13 protein-coding genes are annotated in these 18247 nt (G+C 33.3%); 10 read left to right on the top strand and 3 right to left on the bottom strand.

Annotated elements, in window-relative coordinates:
* The first annotated feature begins 332 nt into the window (after positions 1–332).
* From GM3708_RS10280 to GM3708_RS10255, 6 genes are all read left to right on the top strand, one after another.
* The gene (locus tag GM3708_RS10280; protein WP_066346390.1) at positions 333–695 is read left to right on the top strand and encodes a response regulator; all 363 of its coding nucleotides are present in this window, start codon (positions 333–335) and stop codon (positions 693–695) included.
* 36 nt (positions 696–731) lie between these two features.
* On the top strand, positions 732–2504 hold the full coding sequence (locus GM3708_RS10275; RefSeq protein ID WP_066346388.1) for a SpoIIE family protein phosphatase: 1773 nt from the start codon (positions 732–734) through the stop codon (positions 2502–2504).
* 95 nt (positions 2505–2599) lie between these two features.
* A complete protein-coding gene (locus GM3708_RS10270; RefSeq protein WP_231932900.1) occupies positions 2600–4744 on the top strand; it encodes a ComEC/Rec2 family competence protein in 2145 nt (714 codons plus the stop codon).
* A 198-nt stretch (positions 4745–4942) separates the two neighbouring features.
* Complete coding sequence (locus tag GM3708_RS10265; protein WP_066346381.1) at positions 4943–6295, top strand: cation:proton antiporter; 1353 nt, start codon at positions 4943–4945, stop codon at positions 6293–6295.
* A 49-nt stretch (positions 6296–6344) separates the two neighbouring features.
* Positions 6345–7244 (top strand): amino acid ABC transporter substrate-binding protein, encoded by a 900-nt coding sequence (locus tag GM3708_RS10260; protein WP_066346379.1) that lies wholly within the window; start codon positions 6345–6347, stop codon positions 7242–7244.
* Between the two features lie 185 nt (positions 7245–7429).
* Complete coding sequence (locus GM3708_RS10255; RefSeq protein ID WP_066346377.1) at positions 7430–8779, top strand: cation:proton antiporter; 1350 nt, start codon at positions 7430–7432, stop codon at positions 8777–8779.
* 228 nt (positions 8780–9007) lie between these two features.
* Here GM3708_RS10255 and GM3708_RS10250 read toward each other — a convergent pair whose 3' ends face one another.
* Positions 9008–11410, bottom strand: coding sequence for a phosphoketolase (locus GM3708_RS10250; protein WP_066346375.1), 2403 nt, complete (start codon positions 11408–11410; stop codon positions 9008–9010).
* Positions 11411–11625: 215 nt separating this feature from the next.
* Here GM3708_RS10250 and GM3708_RS10245 point away from each other — a divergent pair, with 215 nt between their 5' ends.
* From GM3708_RS10245 to cdaA, 4 genes are all read left to right on the top strand, one after another.
* Positions 11626–12270 (top strand): ATP-binding cassette domain-containing protein, encoded by a 645-nt coding sequence (locus GM3708_RS10245; protein ID WP_066346370.1) that lies wholly within the window; start codon positions 11626–11628, stop codon positions 12268–12270.
* On the top strand, positions 12236–13051 hold the full coding sequence (locus GM3708_RS10240) for an ABC transporter permease (protein ID WP_231932898.1): 816 nt from the start codon (positions 12236–12238) through the stop codon (positions 13049–13051). Before GM3708_RS10245 ends, GM3708_RS10240 begins: the two co-directional genes overlap by 35 nt.
* Before the next feature lie 164 nt (positions 13052–13215).
* Positions 13216–14625 (top strand): diaminopimelate decarboxylase, encoded by a 1410-nt coding sequence (gene lysA, locus GM3708_RS10235; RefSeq protein WP_066349411.1) that lies wholly within the window; start codon positions 13216–13218, stop codon positions 14623–14625.
* Between the two features lie 113 nt (positions 14626–14738).
* A complete protein-coding gene (cdaA, locus tag GM3708_RS10230) occupies positions 14739–15689 on the top strand; it encodes a diadenylate cyclase CdaA (RefSeq protein WP_066346368.1) in 951 nt (316 codons plus the stop codon).
* 233 nt (positions 15690–15922) lie between these two features.
* Here cdaA and GM3708_RS10225 read toward each other — a convergent pair whose 3' ends face one another.
* Positions 15923–16957 carry a long-chain acyl-[acyl-carrier-protein] reductase gene (locus GM3708_RS10225; RefSeq protein WP_066346365.1) on the bottom strand — a complete coding sequence of 345 codons (1035 nt, stop codon included), beginning with the start codon at positions 16955–16957 and terminating at the stop codon, positions 15923–15925.
* A gap of 539 nt (positions 16958–17496) precedes the next feature.
* Entirely contained in the window at positions 17497–18189 is a 693-nt protein-coding gene (locus GM3708_RS10220) for an aldehyde oxygenase (deformylating) (protein ID WP_066346362.1), read from the bottom strand.
* Positions 18190–18247: the final 58 nt, after the last annotated feature.

Below are 18247 nucleotides of genomic sequence, written 5' to 3'. Positions count from 1 at the left end.
ATCTAAGTTTCTCGGTTAAGGTAAGCCCATTGGCAAAAGTCAACCAATCAAGGTGTGATCAATTTTTACTGATATTTTAATATGTAAATTAAATGCGTCTTAACCTAACTAATACAAATCATTTATATGTTCTTAGATAAAAATTCCTGTTATAATTATTAGAACAAAAGTTCTGGGGAAAAAAGTTGAATTCTTTTGTAGAAAATATTATTTAAAAATGTAATTATAAACATCATCTTTACTGAAAGAAATTCACTTTTTAATTGCACAGGCTACGTTTTAAAATATTAAGATACACAAAATCAGCAAAAAATTATCAGGAGTTGAACATTATGTATAAAATTTTATTAGTAGAAGATAATGAAATGAATCGAGATATGCTTTCCCGTAGATTAAAACGTAAAGGTTACGAAATAATTATTGCCGTTGATGGTGGCGAAGGCATAGAAAAAGCCATATCCGAAAAGCCTGATTTAATCTTAATGGACATGAGTTTACCTGTGTTAGATGGTTGGGAAGCAACTAAACAATTAAAAAGTAAAGATGAAACAAAATCTACTCCTATTATAGCTTTAACAGCTCATGCTATGGCGGGAGATCATCAAAAAGCCATTAATGCCGGTTGCGATGATTATGATACAAAACCGATTGAATTACCTAGATTATTAGGTAAAATAGAATCTTTTTTACACTAAAAAACTATTTAATATTGATTATTAAAGAATAAAATAATGAATGATATTCAAACTAATAAAACAGAAAAATTAACTATCAATTCTTCCCTAATTTCTAATTTAAGACATGATTTGCGAACTCCCATAAATGCTATTTTAGGTTACAGTGAAATGTTATTAGAGGATCTTAGCGAGATTAATGATTTAGATAATAAGAATACTATCAAAAAATTAAATACTATTCAAATTAGTGGAAAAGAAATTTTATCCCTTATTAACCAACTTTTAAATCAAAATAATCAGGATGCTTATGAAGCAAATATTAAAGAAAGTTTATTGGTTTTAAAAAAAACTATTAACCCATTAATTCAGATCATTATAGATGATTGTCAATGGTTAAAAGCTAATCAAAAAAATAATGATTTTATTCTCGATATTGAGAGAATTTATAACTCAACGACTAATCTAAAAAATTTATTCATAGATATTGAAAAATTAAACTTTTTAACTACTTATAACAGTGAAGAAAATTTATCGCATATTCCTATAGATAATTTTGTCCATGTTAGATACCCAAAATCATCTTTAGAAAGTAGTGATAAAAAAATTACTGGACATATTTTAGTAGTAGATGATAACGAAAATAATCGAGATTTACTTTTTGCTCAATTAACAAGAGAAGGTTATACTGTTTCTACTGCTATTGATGGAAAAAATGCTTTAGAAATGATTGCCCAAAAAGAATATGACGTAATTTTATTAGATTTATTAATGCCAGAAATTGACGGTTATCAGGTATTAGAAAATATTAAAAATAACGATGCAAAAAAACATATTCCAGTCATTATGATTTCCGCCCTTGATGAGATGGAAAATGTAATTCGTTGTATCGAAATTGGGGCAGAAGATTACTTACCAAAACCATTTAATAAAGTTTTACTAAGGGCAAGAATTGGTGCATCTTTGGAGAAAAAAATTCTCAGAGATAGAGAAATGGAATATCTCAAAAAACTTAATCAAGAATTAGAAAAAGGGCGAGAAATGCAATTAAACTTTTTACCCCTTAAACCCTTACAAATTGCTAATTGGGAAATTGCTTCTTTTTTCAAACCCGCCCGTCAAGTAGCAGGAGATTTTTATGATACTTTTAAACTAGATACAAATAACGTTGTTTTAGTCTTAGCAGATGTATGTGATAAAGGTGTTGGTGCGGCTTTATTTATGGGATTATTTCGTAGTTTAATTCGTATTTTCTCTCAACAAGACACTATCGAAGGTGAAATTACAGATATATTATCAACTTATCAACCCTTAGAAACTGGCTGGATAAGTGCCGATATTGATACTAATATAATTCACTTAAATGCTCTTCAATCAGTGAGTTTAACTAATAATTATATTGGCAACAATCACGGCGAATTAGGGATGTTTGCAACTATGTTTGTAGGAATTTTAAATCCAGAAACAGGCTTGTTAAGTTATATTAATGGTGGCCACGAATCCCTAGTTATTACTGATTCTCAAGGTAATATTAAACATAAACTTAATTCTACAGGACCAGCAGTCGGTATGATGCCCAATATGGTTTTTAATTTTAAACAGATTTATTTAGAACCAGAAGACATACTTTTTGGGAATACTGATGGTGTTACAGAAGCTCGTTCTATCAATCGAGAATTTTTCCATCAAAAAAGATTAAGTGCGATTCTTCAACAACCGTTTAATTCTGCACAAATATTAGTAAATACTATTAAAGAGAATGTCTTAGAGCATATTGGAAATGCTGATCAATTCGATGATATAACAATGTTAGCAGTTAGAAGAAATTAATAATTAATAATTATAAAAAAATCAGTATAACAGTAGAAATAATAGTTCAGGTATGCTAGATAACTATTTTACCCTTTTTTTCTACATTTTTGGAGATGTTTAATAACTATTTGTATATCTGGATAATTGCTTATATTTTTGGTTTATTATTAACAGAATTTTTCTTTTTATCTCAAGGGCTTTTTTTCACTATTACTGTTTTAATTATTACCATTATTAGCAGTTTTTTACTACCAAAATGGCGAAAATTAAAGTTAAATATTCTGAGTTGTTTTGTTGCTGGTGTAATGATTATAGCTGGATTTTATTATCTACATTGGCGCACTCCAATCCCTGATAATTTTGATATTAGTCATCAAATAAATTCATCATCACAAAATTTTAATTTATCTACCACCATCACAGGAATAATTTTAAATACTCCTAGATTAAACCAAAATAATAACGCCAGATTTGTCTTTCAAACACAACAAATTAATAATAACGGGCAAATAGAAAAAGTAACGGGAAAAGTTTATGTTACCGCACCTTTATTGCAAGTTACTGGTTTATATCCTTCTCAAATATTAACTATAAAAGGAAGATTATATGTACCATCACCACCTTTAAATCCGGGAGGTTTTGATTTCGGTGGTTACTTAAAACGAGAAGGAATTTTTGCAGGATTCTCCGCTAATTCACTGGAAATAATAAAACAAGGTAACTGGTGGGCGAGAAATTTAGCTAATTTTCGTCAACGCATCATCCAAACCCATGCCCATTTTTTAAAAGTACCTTACGGAAACTTAGTTAGTTCGATGGTGATAGGCAGTCGGGCGGTAGATTTAGACTTAGATTTACAAAATGCTTTTCGTACCGCAGGATTAGCTCATGTCTTAGCGGCATCGGGGTTTCACATTTCTTTATTATTAGGTTGCATTTTATATTTAACTCGCTGTTATTCTCCCCGTGTACAGTTAATTGTTGGCTTGTCAAGTCTTTTAACTTATGCTACTTTAACGGGTTTTTTCCCTTCAATTTTACGAGCTTCTTTTATGGGAGTTGCGGTTTTAATCGCCATAATTAATGATCGGTCAGTTAAAACTTATGGTAGTCTATTATTAGCCGCACTGATATTGTTATTAATAAATCCTTTATGGATTTGGGATTTAGGTTTTCAACTCAGTTTTTTAGCGACTTGGGGTTTAATCGTTACTTTACCCGCCATTGTCAAGAAGTTAGATTTTTTGCCACCCACCATAGCCAATTTAATTGCTGTGCCTCTTGCCGCCACAATTTGGACTTTACCCCTTGTTTGTTATGCTTTTAATCGTATTCCTGTCTATGGAATTTTGACAAATGTTTTAGCAACTCCTTTGGTTATTATTATCACTTTAGGAGGAATTTTTACAGCAGTTATTGGTGTATTTATTCCTGTGCTTGGAAGTGCAATTAGTTATCTTTTATTTATCCCAGTTTGGTTATTAATTAATTTAGTAGAAATAAGTAATAAATTACCTTTTAGTTCATTAGCTGTGGGAGAAGTGAATATTTTTAGCGTAATTATTGCCTATAGTATTTTATTAACTATTACCTTTAATAAATGGAGTCAAAAAAGATGGAATTTAATAACAATATCAGCTTTAATTTTATTTATTATTCCCTTAATTTATCAAAAACTAAATTTAGTACAGATAACTGTAATGGCTAGTAGAAGTCAACCTGTTATAATTATTCAAAATCAAAATAATCATGCCGTCATTAATCTTAACGATAAAAATAATGTGAGATTTAATGTCGTTGCTTTTCTGAGAAATCAAGGGATAAATTCATTAGATTTAGTATTAATTCCTTATGATGGAGAAAATAAGACAGCTTTAAATTTGTTAAGAGAATATATTAGTATTAAAAATATTAGTTTATTGGAAAAAAAAGCAGTTAAAACTATTCAAATGATAGCTAAAAAACCTAATTATTTTCAGTTTAAATTTGCTGATAAAATTTGGTTATTAGTAATCAATAATAAAGAGCTTAATTTATCAGATATAGCCAATACTGATATTCTTATTTGGGATGGAAAAACCCTCAATATTCAACAATTAAAACAAATCAAGATGAAGAAGACGATCGCAAATATAGATAGAATGAATCAAGAAATATTAAGCTATTTAGAAATTAATAATATAGAAATATTCCCATTAGAAAAAGGTGCAATTCAATGGCAGGAAAAAACAGGTTTTAAAATATTTAATAATGAATAGAAAAAGGCAGAAAGCAGACAGCTAATGACTTTTTCGAGTTACTATAACAAGCATAATTTTTTTGATTTAGATGATGATTTTTTATACATAGGTAATTACAAATAGTTGATAGCTTTTCGATAGATAAAAATCGATTGTTAATTATCTTGTGATAAGGTATAGATTAAACAAATACAAACTAAAAATTAATTAATATCTATGACTGGGTTTTATCCTGTTTTAGCAGTGGCTACGGAAACGGAAACAGCAGATCCTTCCTTGATTTTAGCTGGTGTATTATTAAGTTTGGTGATGATCTATTTTGCCAGTAAATTAGGAGGGGAATTATGTTCTCGTATCGGCCTTCCCGCCGTTTTAGGGGAATTAGTCGGCGGTGTTATCATTGGTGTTTCTACTTTCAAATTCTTAGTCTTTCCTGAAGGCGGTTTAGGTGCGGAGGATTCCCTCATCATTCAGTTATTACAAAATACCGCTAACCTAACCCCCGGCACTGAAGAAGCAGTATTTCACAGCATGAGTGAAGTAATTTCCGTACTTTCAGAATTAGGGGTTATTATCTTACTGTTTGAAATTGGCTTAGAATCTGATTTAAAAGAGTTAATTAGAGTTGGCCCTTCTGCTGCTATCGTTGCTGTAGTCGGGGTTGCTGTACCTTTTATCTTAGGTACATTAGGGTTATTATACATTTTCCATCTTCCCTTAGTGCCATCGGTATTTGCGGGAGCGGCATTGACAGCTACAAGTATCGGTATCACAGCAAAAGTATTAGCTGAATTAGGAAAATTAAGCTCAGAAGAAGGACAAATTATCATTGGTGCTGCCGTTTTAGACGATATTTTAGGGATTATTGTTTTAGCCGTTGTGGCAAGTTTAGCGAAAACTGGAGAGGTAGAAGTAAGTCAAATCGTTTATCTAATTATTACCGCAGCCACATTTCTAATTGGTACAATTCTCATCGGTAGATTAATTAGCCCTTGGTTAGTCAGTATGGTTGAGGGGATGAAAACTAGAGGGAGTATCTTGATTACAGGGATTGTGTTCGCTTTTATCTTAGCTTACATTGCCAACGTGATTCAATTAGAAGCTATTTTAGGAGCATTTGCGGCTGGTTTAGTCTTAGCAGAAACGGAAAAACGCAAAGAATTAGAAAAACAAATTATTCCCGTTGCTGATATTTTTGTGCCTATTTTCTTCGTCTGTGTGGGTGCAAAAACTGATTTAAGCGTCTTAAATCCTGCTATTCCTAGTAATCGTGAAGGTTTAATTATTGCTTCTTTTTTGATCGTAGCCGCCATTATTGGTAAAGTGGTTACAGGTTATACACTTTGGGGACAACCAACCCTCAATAAACTCGCTATTGGAGTTGGTATGATTCCTAGGGGAGAAGTCGGTTTAGTTTTTGCTGGAGTCGGTTCTGCTAGTGGTGCATTAGATCTAGCTACAGATGCCGCTATCATTGTGATGGTAATCGCTACAACTTTTATTGCACCTCCGTTGCTTAAATTAGTTTTTAAAGACAAAACAGTGGAAGGAGAAACTGTTTCCAATTAAATAATTAACAATTAACAATTAACAATTAGTTAATTTATTTTCATCTATAATGTTTAAAAAAATCATTCAACTAGGGCTATCATTTTCTTTAATTAGCACTTTACAAATGCCTGTTTTTGCAGGGGAAATTTTCAATCAAATAAAGACAACAGGAGTAATTAAAGCGGGTTATCGTGAAGATACGCCACCTTTTGCCTTTGTTGATAGTCAAGGTAAACCAGTCGGTTACTCTTTAGATATATTAGAATTAATCCGTGCTCATACTCAAGAAGAATTAAGAAAACCGATAACATTAGAATTAATCAAAATTACTCCCAATAATCGCTTTGATAAAATTAAAAATGGTGACATTGCCATCGAATGTGGTTCAACTACTGTCACATGGGAAAGAGAGAAAATACTAGATTTTTCCGTGAGTTATTTTGCCAGTGGCACACAAATGATTGTCAAAAAGGGAAGTGGTTTTAGTAATAGCAATTCTTTAGCGGGAGCAAAAATTGCTGTAATTCCACAAACTACCAATGAAAAAGCGATGAAAATCTTTGCTAAAGGAGCGAATTTAATCCCTGTAAGCAGTGAAGAAGAAGGTTGGCAAAAACTTCAAAAAGGAGAAATTGATGGCTTTGCTGGGGATGGAATACTATTACAATCATTAAAAAAACAAGATGATAAATCTAATGATTATGAGATTGTGCCAGAATTTCCTTACATGATTGAAGCCTATGCTTGCACTGTTCCTGAAAATGAATCTCAATGGCGAGATATAGTAAATTATAGTATCGTCAAATTTATGCAAGGAGTTGTGACTGATACGCCGAGTTCCATTGATATTTACGATCGCTGGTTTGGAGAAAAAGGTAATACACCTTATCCAGTGGAAACTATGGCGGATTATTTTCAAGGTGTCGCTAACGGTTATGAGTGGATTTTAATTGACGAGCGATATTAAACAATTATTCATTAGATTTTTTTTAAGTTAGATAATCAGTGATACTACTTGAAATTAATAATTTGTTTTGTCGGATTGAGGTTACTAAGGGCTAAAGCCCTCATAAAAATAAAAATTATTAATTATTAGAGATATATGTCCATTAAAAACAAAAAAACATTAACTTAGTAACAGATAAAAAAACTATGACTTGGTTTTATCCTGTTTTTGCCATAACCACAGAAATACAAGAGGGGAATCCGTCCTTAATTTTAGCAGGTGTTTTGTTGAGTTTAGTTATGATTTACTTTGCCAGTAAAATTGGTGGTGAATTATGCTCCCGTATCGGACTTCCATCTGTTTTAGGGGAATTAGTCGGAGGTGTCATTATTGGTATGTCTGCACTAAAACTGATCATATTTCCTGAAAGTGGTTTAAGTGCAGAAGATTCTTTGATAATCCAACTATTGCAGACTACTGCAAATTTAACATCTGGTACGGAAGAAGTAGTATTTCACAGTATGAGTGAAGTTATTTCCGTACTTTCGGAATTAGGAGTTATCATTTTATTATTTGAAATTGGCTTAAAATCTGAGATTAAAGAGTTAATTCGAGTAGGTCCTTCTGCTATTATTGTAGCCATAGGAGGGGTCGCATTTCCTTTCTTATTAGGTACATTAGGGGTATTTTATCTATTTCATCTTCCCTTAATACCATCTGTATTTATAGGAGCAGTGTTGACAGCTACAAGCATTGGCATTACAGCAAAAGTATTAGCTGAGTTGGGAAAATTAAGCTCAGAAGAAGGACAAATTATTATTGGTGCGGCAATATTAGATGATATTCTCGGAATCATTATCTTAGCAGTAGTAGCAAATTTAGCAAAAACAGGAGAAGTGGAAATAAGTCAAATAGTTTACTTAATTATTACCGCCGCTACATTTTTAATAGGTATCATTCTCATCGGTAGATTAATTAGCCCTTGGTTAGTGACTATGATTAACGGAATGAAAACTAGAGGTAGTTTCCTTCTCACCAGCATTGTTTTCGCTTTTATTTTTTCCTACATTGCCAATATGATTGAGTTAGAAGGTATTTTAGGTGCATTTGCCGCAGGTTTAGTTTTAGCAGAAACCGAAAAACGCCGAGAATTGGAAAAACAAATTATCCCCATTGCTGATATTTTTGTGCCTATTTTTTTCGTGTGTGTGGGGGCAAAAACTGATTTAAGCGTTTTAAATCCTACTATTCCTAGTAATCGTGAATCCTTAATTTTGGCATCATTTTTAATTGTAGTAGCGATAATTGGGAAACTGGTTACAGGTTTTACCGTTTGGGGACAACCACACCTCAACAAACTAGCTATCGGTGTAGGGATGATACCCAGAGGAGAAGTCGGTTTAGTTTTTGCTGGTGTAGGTGCGGCTACTGGTGCATTCAATTCATCCATAGAAGCAGCTATTATTGTCATGGTTATTGCCACGACTTTTATTGCACCTCCATTACTTAAAATTGTATTTAAAGATAAGCCTTTTCAGGAAGAAACTGCTAATTAAGACATGATGAAAAAATGTTGAGGGGAAAAGATAGAAGATAGTAACAATAATTGACTTAAACTTATTTTATGTTGATTTTCTTTCCAATATTTATTAAGTGTTTTTATTTTAATACAAGATCTTAGTAAAAAAATTGCCAAAAATAAATTCTTTACTATAATATTTTCCTTTTGTCGAACTTAAAGTTATCTCTTCCCCCTCATGAGTATATTTTATCTTTTAGCTACATTAGTCATTCCATTTCCAGTTAGTTATTTCTTCTTTATCGATACCGTGAGTATGGGCATAGTTAAGATTTTCGATGATTTCGTCTTTCATACGCTCTTTTAAATACGCCGCACGAGATCCTAGTTTCGGTACACGATCGATTACATCTATAACGAGGTTAAAACGATCAACTTGGTTTTTGATGGCTAATTCTAAAGGTGTATTAATGTTACCTTCTTCCTTATAGCCTCTAACGTGGAGACGGTGAGAATTAGGATGACGGTAAGCTAATTTATGAATTAACCAAGGATAACCGTGAAAGTTGAAAATAATGGGTTTATCTTCGGTAAATAGCGTCACAAAATCTCTTTTAGATAAACCATGAGGATGCTCAGAATCATCTTGTAATTTGAAAATATCCACCACATTGATAAAACGCACTTTCAAATCAGGACATTCTTTGCGTAAAATTTCCGTTGCCGCTAAAGATTCCATCGTAGGCACATCACCACAACTAGCCATAATTACGTCTGGCTCATCAGGCAATACTCCTTGATGATCATTACTTGCCCATTCCCAAATACCAATGCCTTTTGTACAGTGGGTTACAGCTTCATCAATATTTAAGTATTGCAAATGGTTTTGTTTATCGGCAACGATTACGTTTACATAGTCTTTACTGCGTAAACAATGATCAATTACACTTAATAAACAGTTAGCATCAGGGGGAAAATAAACACGGGTTACATCCGCACTTTTATTGGTTACGAGATCCACAAAACCCGGATCTTGGTGGGAAAAACCGTTGTGGTCTTGTCTCCATACAGTAGATGACAATAAAATATTTAAAGAAGAAACAGGCGCACGCCAAGGCACATGATTTTTAGAAATATCTAACCATTTTGCGTGTTGGTTAAACATGGAGTCGATAACGTGGGCAAAGGCTTCATAGGTGTGGAATAAGCCATGTCTGCCTGTTAAAAGATAGGTTTCTAACCATCCTTCTAAGGTATGTTCGCTCAACATTTCCATGACACGACCATTAGGAGACAATTCGCCCCCGTCAGCATCTTCGGGTAAATAATCTGCCATCCACACTTTTTTTGAGACTTCGTAAATGGGGTTTAAACGGTTAGAAGCGGTTTCGTCAGGACCAAATACTCTAAAAGTATGAGGATTACGAGCCATAACATCCCTTAAAAAGATACCCATAATTTTGGTATTTTCTATCTCAATTTTACCCGGTTCGGTAACGGGTACGGCATAAATGGGATCTCGAAAATCTGGTAAATTCAAATCTTTACGCAATAAACCACCGTTAGTAATAGGATTGGCACTCATACGGCGATCGCCAACGGGGGCTAATTCTGCTAATTCAGGAATTAAACGACCATTTTCATCGAATAATTCTTCGGGTTTATAGCTTTTCATCCATTCTTGTAAAAGTTGCACGTGTTCGAGATTACTGTGCATTTCACCCATGGGAACTTGATGAGATCGCCAAAAACCTTCAACTTTCTTACCATCAACGCTTTTAGGACCAGTCCAACCTTTAGGAGATCTAAATACAATCATAGGCCATCGAGGACGTTTTGGCAAACCACTATTTCTAGCTTCTGTTTGAATTGCCTTAATTTTATTGACACATTCTTCAAGGGTTGCCGCCATTTTTTTGTGCATTATAGCAGGATCATCACCTTCTACAAAATAAGGCTCATAACCATAACCGATGAAAAGTGACTCTAACTCTTCATGGGAAATACGAGAGAGGATGGTAGGGTTAGCAATTTTGTAACCATTGAGGTGTAAAATCGGCAACACTGCCCCGTCACGGATAGGATTGATAAATTTGTTAGAATGCCAAGAAGTCGCCAGAGGACCTGTTTCTGATTCACCATCGCCCACCATCACCACAGAAATGAGATCAGGATTATCTAAAATTGAGCCATAAGCATGGGATAAACTGTAACCTAACTCACCACCTTCATGAATTGAGCCGGGGGTTTCGGGGGTAACGTGACTGCCAATGTGTCCGGGGAAAGAAAACTGTTTAAAAAACTTCTGCATTCCCTCTTCATCTTGGCTTTTATCGGGGTAAATTTCGGAATAGGTGTTTTCAAGATAAACTGGAGCTAAGATACCCGGTGCACCATGTCCTGGACCTGCTAAGTATATCATGTTGAGATCATACTTTTTAATCAAACGGTTAAGATGCACATAAACGAAACTTAACCCCGGACTTGATCCCCAGTGACCTAATAATCTATATTTGATATGTTCAGGTTTTAGAGTTTCTTTGAGTAAGGGATTACTGCGGAGATAAATCATCCCTACTGCTAAATAGTTACACGCACGCCAATAAGCATCAATTTTTGCTAATTCATCTTCAGCTAAAATGGTAGTGTTTGATGAAAGTTGAACCATGATTATAGTTAAAATGTTAATTTGGCTTCAGTCTATCACTGATATTTAAAATATTCAACTATTTTTTTATCGATTAATATTAAGAATAGATTAAGATTTTTTTAGATGTTTATCTTAAGTAATAATTAATAAATTTTCGATTATTTTTAGTATTTTAAATCTCCTTTTTTCTTATTTATTTTAGAAAGTATTTACAAGATTTCATAATAGTTATCATGATTGAAGTGAGAAAAATCGGGTGTAAAATAGATTCCCGTTGGTTATGGCGAGATCTTTCTTTTAATTTGAATAGTGGAACACGATTAGGATTAATTGGAGCTACAGGCACGGGTAAAAGTCTATTATTAAGGACAATTGCTGGGCTTGATCCTTTATTACAAGGTGAAATTAAATATCGAGATCAAAACTTATCCAGTTGGAATTTGCCTCTGTATCGTTCTCAAGTTATGTATTTACATCAACAAGCGATTATGTTTGAGGGAACGGTTGAAGCTAATTTGAAAGGAGTTTATCAACTAGCCGCCCATCACCATCGACATTACGATCGCAATTATACCTTTACTTTACTAGAAATGTTTGAACGTTCCCCAAATTTTCTTCAGCAATCTGCCACTAATTTATCAGGAGGAGAGCGTCAAATTATGGCACTAATTAGAGGTTTACAACTCAATCCTATCGTTTTATTATTGGATGAATGTACGGCATCTTTAGATCCTGATACCACAAAACAAGTAGAATTGGCGATCGCTACATGGTTACAACAAGATTCCCAAAGAGCCTGTATTTGGACGAGTCATGATGATAATCAAATTAAAAGAGTAACTAATGCACAGCTTTTACTTTCTGACTATATCGGATAATTATCTTTCTTTGAGTTATAGACAACTGGCTATTTCTTGCTTGTTAATTTTAATAAATGTCGCCTTATCCTTAAGGTTACGTTTAGGATTAGAACGAAATTTATTAGTAGCATCCGTGAGAATGGTAATACAGTTACTATTAATTGGTTATGTGCTTGAATGGTTATTTGCTCTTTCAGATCCTTTTTCCGTATTGGCGATCGCATTATTAATGGCTGGAATAGCAGGAATTTCGAGCGTTAATCGTACTTCTCGACGATTTTCGGGCATTTATTGGCAAAGTCTTTTATCGGTGTTAGTAGCTAGTTTTTTCGTTACTAATTTATCTGTAGCGGGAATTATTCAAGTAAAACCTTGGTACAATCCTCAATATTTAATACCAATGCTAGGAATGATATTAGGAAATACTCTCACGGGAATTTCTTTAGGTTTAGAGCGATTTATGGAAGGATTAGTAATTAACCGTCATGGCATTGAAACTTTATTAGCATTAGGTGCAACACGGTGGGAAGCTACCCATAGAGAAATTCAAATAGCAGTAAAAACAGGGATGATACCGACAATTAATTCTATGATGGTTATGGGTTTAGTCAGTTTACCCGGTATGATGACAGGTCAAATCTTAGCAGGAGCGAGTCCCATTGATGCAGTACGTTATCAAATTGTAATTGTATTTGCCATCGCCTCTGCAAGTGCATTGGGAACTATTGGTGTAGTTTTACTTGCTTGGCATACTCTTCTTAGTCCGAATCATCAACTTAGAAGTGATCGTTTACGGTAAACTAAGTTCTTAAATCTTCACATAAAAATACTTGATCGACATAGATAGATAGTAAAGAAAATCAATTCTTATCTCCTATCCCTTAATATTTTATGGTAGATGCAAGATATAAGGTAAACTCAGTTAAAATAGTAAGTTATACTTTATTTCAATTCTTATCTGTAATGTTATTAACAGAAAAATCTACAGCAGAAAAATTTATATTATCCTCTGAAACTAATACTTCTCCTAATCAACGATTATTACCTATAACTGCGACTATCAATGACAAAAATCATCTTGTTATCGGCGGTTGTGATGTTAGTGAATTAGTAACTCAATTTGGTTCACCTTTATATATTCTTGATGAAGAAACCTTGCGTACTTCTGCAAGTCAATATCGTGATGGGTTTAAAGAATTTTATGCTGGAGAATCTCAAGTCATCTACGCTTCTAAAGCATGGAGTTGTATGGCGATCGTCAGTATTCTCGCCAGTGAGGGAATCGGTTTTGACGTAGTTTCTGGCGGTGAACTTTATACCACCACAAAAGCCTTAGAAATGAGCGGTTTTACTACCGAACAAATTAGCAACAAAATCTATCTTCATGGTAATAATAAATCTGTAACTGAATTAGAATTAGCTATCGATAGTGAATGTAAAATAATCGTTGATAATTGGTTAGAATTAGAAACTTTAGCCCGATTAACCGCCGAGAAACAAAAATCTGTCAATATTTTAATTCGTTTAACTCCTGGTATTGAGTGTCATACTCATGATTATATTCGTACAGGAAGCATTGATAGTAAATTCGGTTTTGATGCCAATCAACTAGAAGGAGTATTTGCCTTTGTCAAAGAAAAATCATTTATTAACTGCATTGGTTTACACGCTCATATCGGCTCACAAATTTTTGAACTACAACCCCATAACGATTTAGCAGGTGTGTTGGCAGATTGGTTTAAAAAAGCTCTTGATTATGGTTTACCCCTCACAGAATTAAATGTTGGTGGTGGTTTAGGTATTCGCTACACCGAATCTGATGATCCTCCAAGTATTACAGATTGGGTTAAAACCGTAGCTCAAGCTGTAACTAAAGCCTGTGAAGAACGAAATTTAGCCTTACCTAAATTAATTGCCGAACCAGGGCGATCAATGGTTGCAACTGCGTGTGTTACTGCCTATACCGTTGGGGGCAGAAAAGTTATTCCTGATATGAGAACTTATGTTTCAGTAGATGGTGGAATGTCTGATAATCCTCGCCCGATTACCTATCAATCTCTTTATCAGGTAGTAATTGCCAATAAAATGCGTAGCGAAAATGCCGAAACAGTTACTATTGCGGGTAAACATTGTGAATCTGGGGATATTTTAATCAAAAACATCGAAATTCCTGATACTCAACCCGGAGATACTTTAGTGGTTTTAGCCACAGGTGCATATAACTATAGCATGGCATCCAATTATAATCGTATCGGAAGACCAGCAGCTGTTTTAGTTAATCAAGGAGAAGCTAATTTAATTATTCGTCGTGAAACTTACGATGATTTAGTCAGACAAGACTTATTACCCAGTCGATTAACAGTGAATAACTAATCAGCAATTTGTAAAGAGGAAAGGAAGAAAAGATTGAAGAATTATTCTTCATTCCTCATTTCTCAATGTGATATTATTTGTAAAGAACATGAGTAAGAGTGGATTGAAAATTGATGTTTTCGTCGGGTTTTCCTGACAATTTATATATTGTGTTGCGGCAAATTATTGATTTAGGGTTAGTTTTTAGCTCTTTTTACTTTCTTTCTATACTAATAAAAGAACGTCGTGCTCAATGGATGATTCGAGGATTATTAATTCTAATTATGATCCTTTTTTTAAGCGATAGAGTATTTAATTTAACTTTATTTAGTTTTTTTTTAGAAAGATTAATCCTTATTTGCTCATTATCAATGGCTGTGGTTTTTCAGTCAGATTTTCGTCGTTTTTTAGAACAATTAGGCAAAGGGCAATTGACTAATTTTTTTGAATCAAATCCTTATCTACCGAAAGAAGATAGCATCATTGATGAAATTGTTGATGCCGTTAAAGAATTATCTCAAAATCGTACTGGCGCATTAATGATCATCGAGACTTTTAATACCATTGAAGAAAGAATTTTTCTCAATCCAGGAGTCAAACTTAACGCCGAAATCACTAAAGAATTATTACAAACAATTTTTCAAACCAAAACTTTACTTCATGATGGTGCAGTTTTTATTCGAGGCTCAGAAATTGTCTCAGCTGGAGTTATTTTACCCTTATCTGATCGCAATGCTTCAAGACAGTTAGGCACTCGTCACCGTGCGGCTATGGGTATCACAGAAAGAGTTGAAAACTGTATTTGTGTCGTAGTATCCGAGGAAACAGGTTCAATTTCATTGGGTGAAAAAGGAGTTTTAAATCGTCCTTTAACCAGTACAAAATTAAAAGAATTATTAGAAGAAAAACTCTCGAAACCTAAAGAAGGAGAAGTGGTAACAGGAGTCACTCGCTTAAGTAAAAAATTAGGTTTTCAGGGTTTAAATATGTTGATGAGTTTTTTAAGATTAGATGATAGTAAATCTAATAATCAACGTTATATTGAGAAGGGTAAAGAGCCAAGGGTAAAGGGTAAAAAGAATTAATTAGGGGTTGCAGAAAAAGTTTTTTATTTTGATGGAGTAGCTATCAGCCTGAATGGGCAAAAATCAAAATTTTTAGTTAATTTTATTTTTTATATAATATAAGTTTTCACTTCAAAATTAAGTCGAAAATGTTTAGTTTTTTTGACAATTTTTGTTGAAAATATAAATTTTTTTGTTAATGTTTTATTTCTAAACCCCTTATTTTAAAAGCCTTCTGATTTATTCAGTAAACACTAATTATCCCCTGAAAAAGTTAGAAGAGGTTGAAAACCATGCTTAACTGAGGCTTTGCCAATTTGTTCCATTTTTTCTACAGAAATTTGATTTCTACCCCAAGAAAAATTAGTGTGCCATTTTTCAAAATCTAATAACATTGCTTCCGCAAAACAAGCAAACATTTGACGAGCGGGAATATCCATATTGACGATTTCCATGATTTTCCAATCAATATCTAAGGAATGTTCGACAATACCACCATTTAATACATAAATCTCTGGATGATTAAATTTTGTGCCTAAATTTTTCGGATAACCACCATCAATAAGTAAGCAAGGTTTTTTGAGGGTTTCATTATTAATTTCTACACCTCTTGGCATACTAGCCACCCAGACAACAATATCTGCTTGAGGTAAGGCTTCTTCTAAAGCCATTATTTTTCCTCTACCTAAATCAGATTGTAAATTTAATAAACGCTCACGATTACGGGCAATTAATAATAAATCGGCTACATCAGCTTTTTGATCTAACCAACGACAAACAGCACTACCAATATCCCCTGTAGCTCCACATACTGCTACAGTAGCTTTGCTCAAATCAATACCTAACTTTGCACTGGCTTGCTCCACCTGCCGACAAATGATATAAGCAGTATGAGTGTTACCAGTAGTAAAACGTTCAAATTCCAACTCCACATTACGCACTTGTTTATTATCTTTAAGGTTAAATTCTTCAAAGACAATGGAAGAAAAACCCCCTAAAGCGGTAATATCAATTTTAGTTTTTTGAGCCAAAGCCATCGCATTTAAAATTTTTCTGATGGCAGTTTTTATGCGGCGACTGTTGAGCATTTCAGGTAAAAAACAAGACTCTATATAACGTCCATGAATTTTTGCACCTGTAACACTGGTAACTTGAAACTCATCGACTAAAATAGGTGGGGCTGAACACCAAAATTCAAAGCCTTCGTTAGCGTATTCAGAATAGCCAAGTTTATGGGCTTCTGCTTGAGCGTGTTCTAAGTTGGTTAGATGACCGATGAGACCAAACATTTAGTAATTATTTTAGTTTATATAAAGTTGTTATTTTAAAACGAAAATCAATCAAAGCTAAGAATAAGTTAAGACTTTTTCTCATTTTACTAAAAAATGTAACAAAAAAACGATATTAGTCGTAATTTCTGATAACAATCTGATAACAAAAAGAATTGAATTATGAGCAATAAATCGTAAGCAATGAGTAATACATTAGTTAGGCATAAGAATCTTTAATGAATAAGTAATTGAAGCAATGAAAGTAAAGAATTAGTATTAACTTGAGTAAATATTTTGATTTGAAAAAATAATTGCAACACATTGTATAGTATGTGCTGTATTTCTCCTAGTCCTCTAGTCTGCTAGTCTCCTACCCCCATCAAAAGACTTTTTCATCACACCCTAATTAAAATAAAAAACCTCCCTGGAAAAAGGAAGGAATTGATCTTATTTTATGATTTACATTAGAAAGTTAATTTGATAAAGATGTTAATTTAATATAACTAAGTAACTTTTAGAAAAAAAATTTCTAGTGTTAAAAATCTTTTGGTCTTTTTTTAACCTCTTAAACCATAGGAAGACATTTTCATGATCTCACGAGTAGAAAAACCAATATTGGCTAAGGCTTCACCATAACTAATCATAAAGTCTTCGATTAATTCTTCTTTGGGCATACCTAATTCTTTCGCATCCGCTTCCACATCATTTAACATTTTCCAAATAATGGGTAAATTCTCACGGTTGGCTTCTTCTAATTCAGCTTTGGATTCTTTAAAATTAGCTTTTAACCATTCTTCTCCATAGTTGAGATGTAAATACTCATCTTTAACTACACCTTCAGTAATTTTACGTGCAAAAGGATCAGCTACGGGAATATAAATATTGTAAGCGGCAATGGCAAAAGCCTCAATTATTAAAGATTGAATTAATAAACAAGTAACTACTTTACCTTCTGCTTTTGCTTTTTGAAAGTTTCCGTGTAATTTGGAAAAATATTTAACAGCAAAATCCATGTCAGGAGTTACGCTTAAATTTTTTCCACAAGATTGAAAGCCTTTTTTATGACGCATTTCCATTTTTGCTAAACGGATTAATTCTTCTTTGTCATTGGGAAGCATTTCTGCTATGTCAAGATAATTACCATAGGCTTCTTGTTCACCTTCAATTACAATAGCATTAATGCGGCTATAAGCTGATTTATAAATATCGCTGTTGAAGTCAAGGGTAGGTAGTTCGGCAACTTGTTGCATAAATGTAAAAATCTCCTGTTTATTTGAGTAAATCGAAACTGACGACTTCAAAGGTCGT

The sequence above is a fragment of the Geminocystis sp. NIES-3708 genome (assembly GCF_001548095.1).
GTDB lineage: Bacteria > Cyanobacteriota > Cyanobacteriia > Cyanobacteriales > Cyanobacteriaceae > Geminocystis.
Note: the sequence above shows the minus strand (reverse complement) of the source record. Positions and strands in the feature narration are given on the sequence as shown.

Coding starts and splice junctions, on each gene's coding strand:
- GM3708_RS10245 (WP_066346370.1), top strand. CDS start 11,626: ATGATTGAAGTGAGAAAAATCGGGTGTAAAATAGATTCCCGTTGGTTA.
- GM3708_RS10260 (WP_066346379.1), top strand. CDS start 6,345: ATGTTTAAAAAAATCATTCAACTAGGGCTATCATTTTCTTTAATTAGC.
- GM3708_RS10275 (WP_066346388.1), top strand. CDS start 732: ATGAATGATATTCAAACTAATAAAACAGAAAAATTAACTATCAATTCT.
- GM3708_RS10265 (WP_066346381.1), top strand. CDS start 4,943: ATGACTGGGTTTTATCCTGTTTTAGCAGTGGCTACGGAAACGGAAACA.
- GM3708_RS10250 (WP_066346375.1), bottom strand. CDS start 11,410: ATGGTTCAACTTTCATCAAACACTACCATTTTAGCTGAAGATGAATTA.
- lysA (WP_066349411.1), top strand. CDS start 13,216: ATGTTATTAACAGAAAAATCTACAGCAGAAAAATTTATATTATCCTCT.
- GM3708_RS10240 (WP_231932898.1), top strand. CDS start 12,236: ATGCACAGCTTTTACTTTCTGACTATATCGGATAATTATCTTTCTTTG.
- cdaA (WP_066346368.1), top strand. CDS start 14,739: ATGTTTTCGTCGGGTTTTCCTGACAATTTATATATTGTGTTGCGGCAA.
- GM3708_RS10280 (WP_066346390.1), top strand. CDS start 333: ATGTATAAAATTTTATTAGTAGAAGATAATGAAATGAATCGAGATATG.
- GM3708_RS10225 (WP_066346365.1), bottom strand. CDS start 16,957: ATGTTTGGTCTCATCGGTCATCTAACCAACTTAGAACACGCTCAAGCA.
- GM3708_RS10255 (WP_066346377.1), top strand. CDS start 7,430: ATGACTTGGTTTTATCCTGTTTTTGCCATAACCACAGAAATACAAGAG.
- GM3708_RS10220 (WP_066346362.1), bottom strand. CDS start 18,189: ATGCAACAAGTTGCCGAACTACCTACCCTTGACTTCAACAGCGATATT.
- GM3708_RS10270 (WP_231932900.1), top strand. CDS start 2,600: ATGTTTAATAACTATTTGTATATCTGGATAATTGCTTATATTTTTGGT.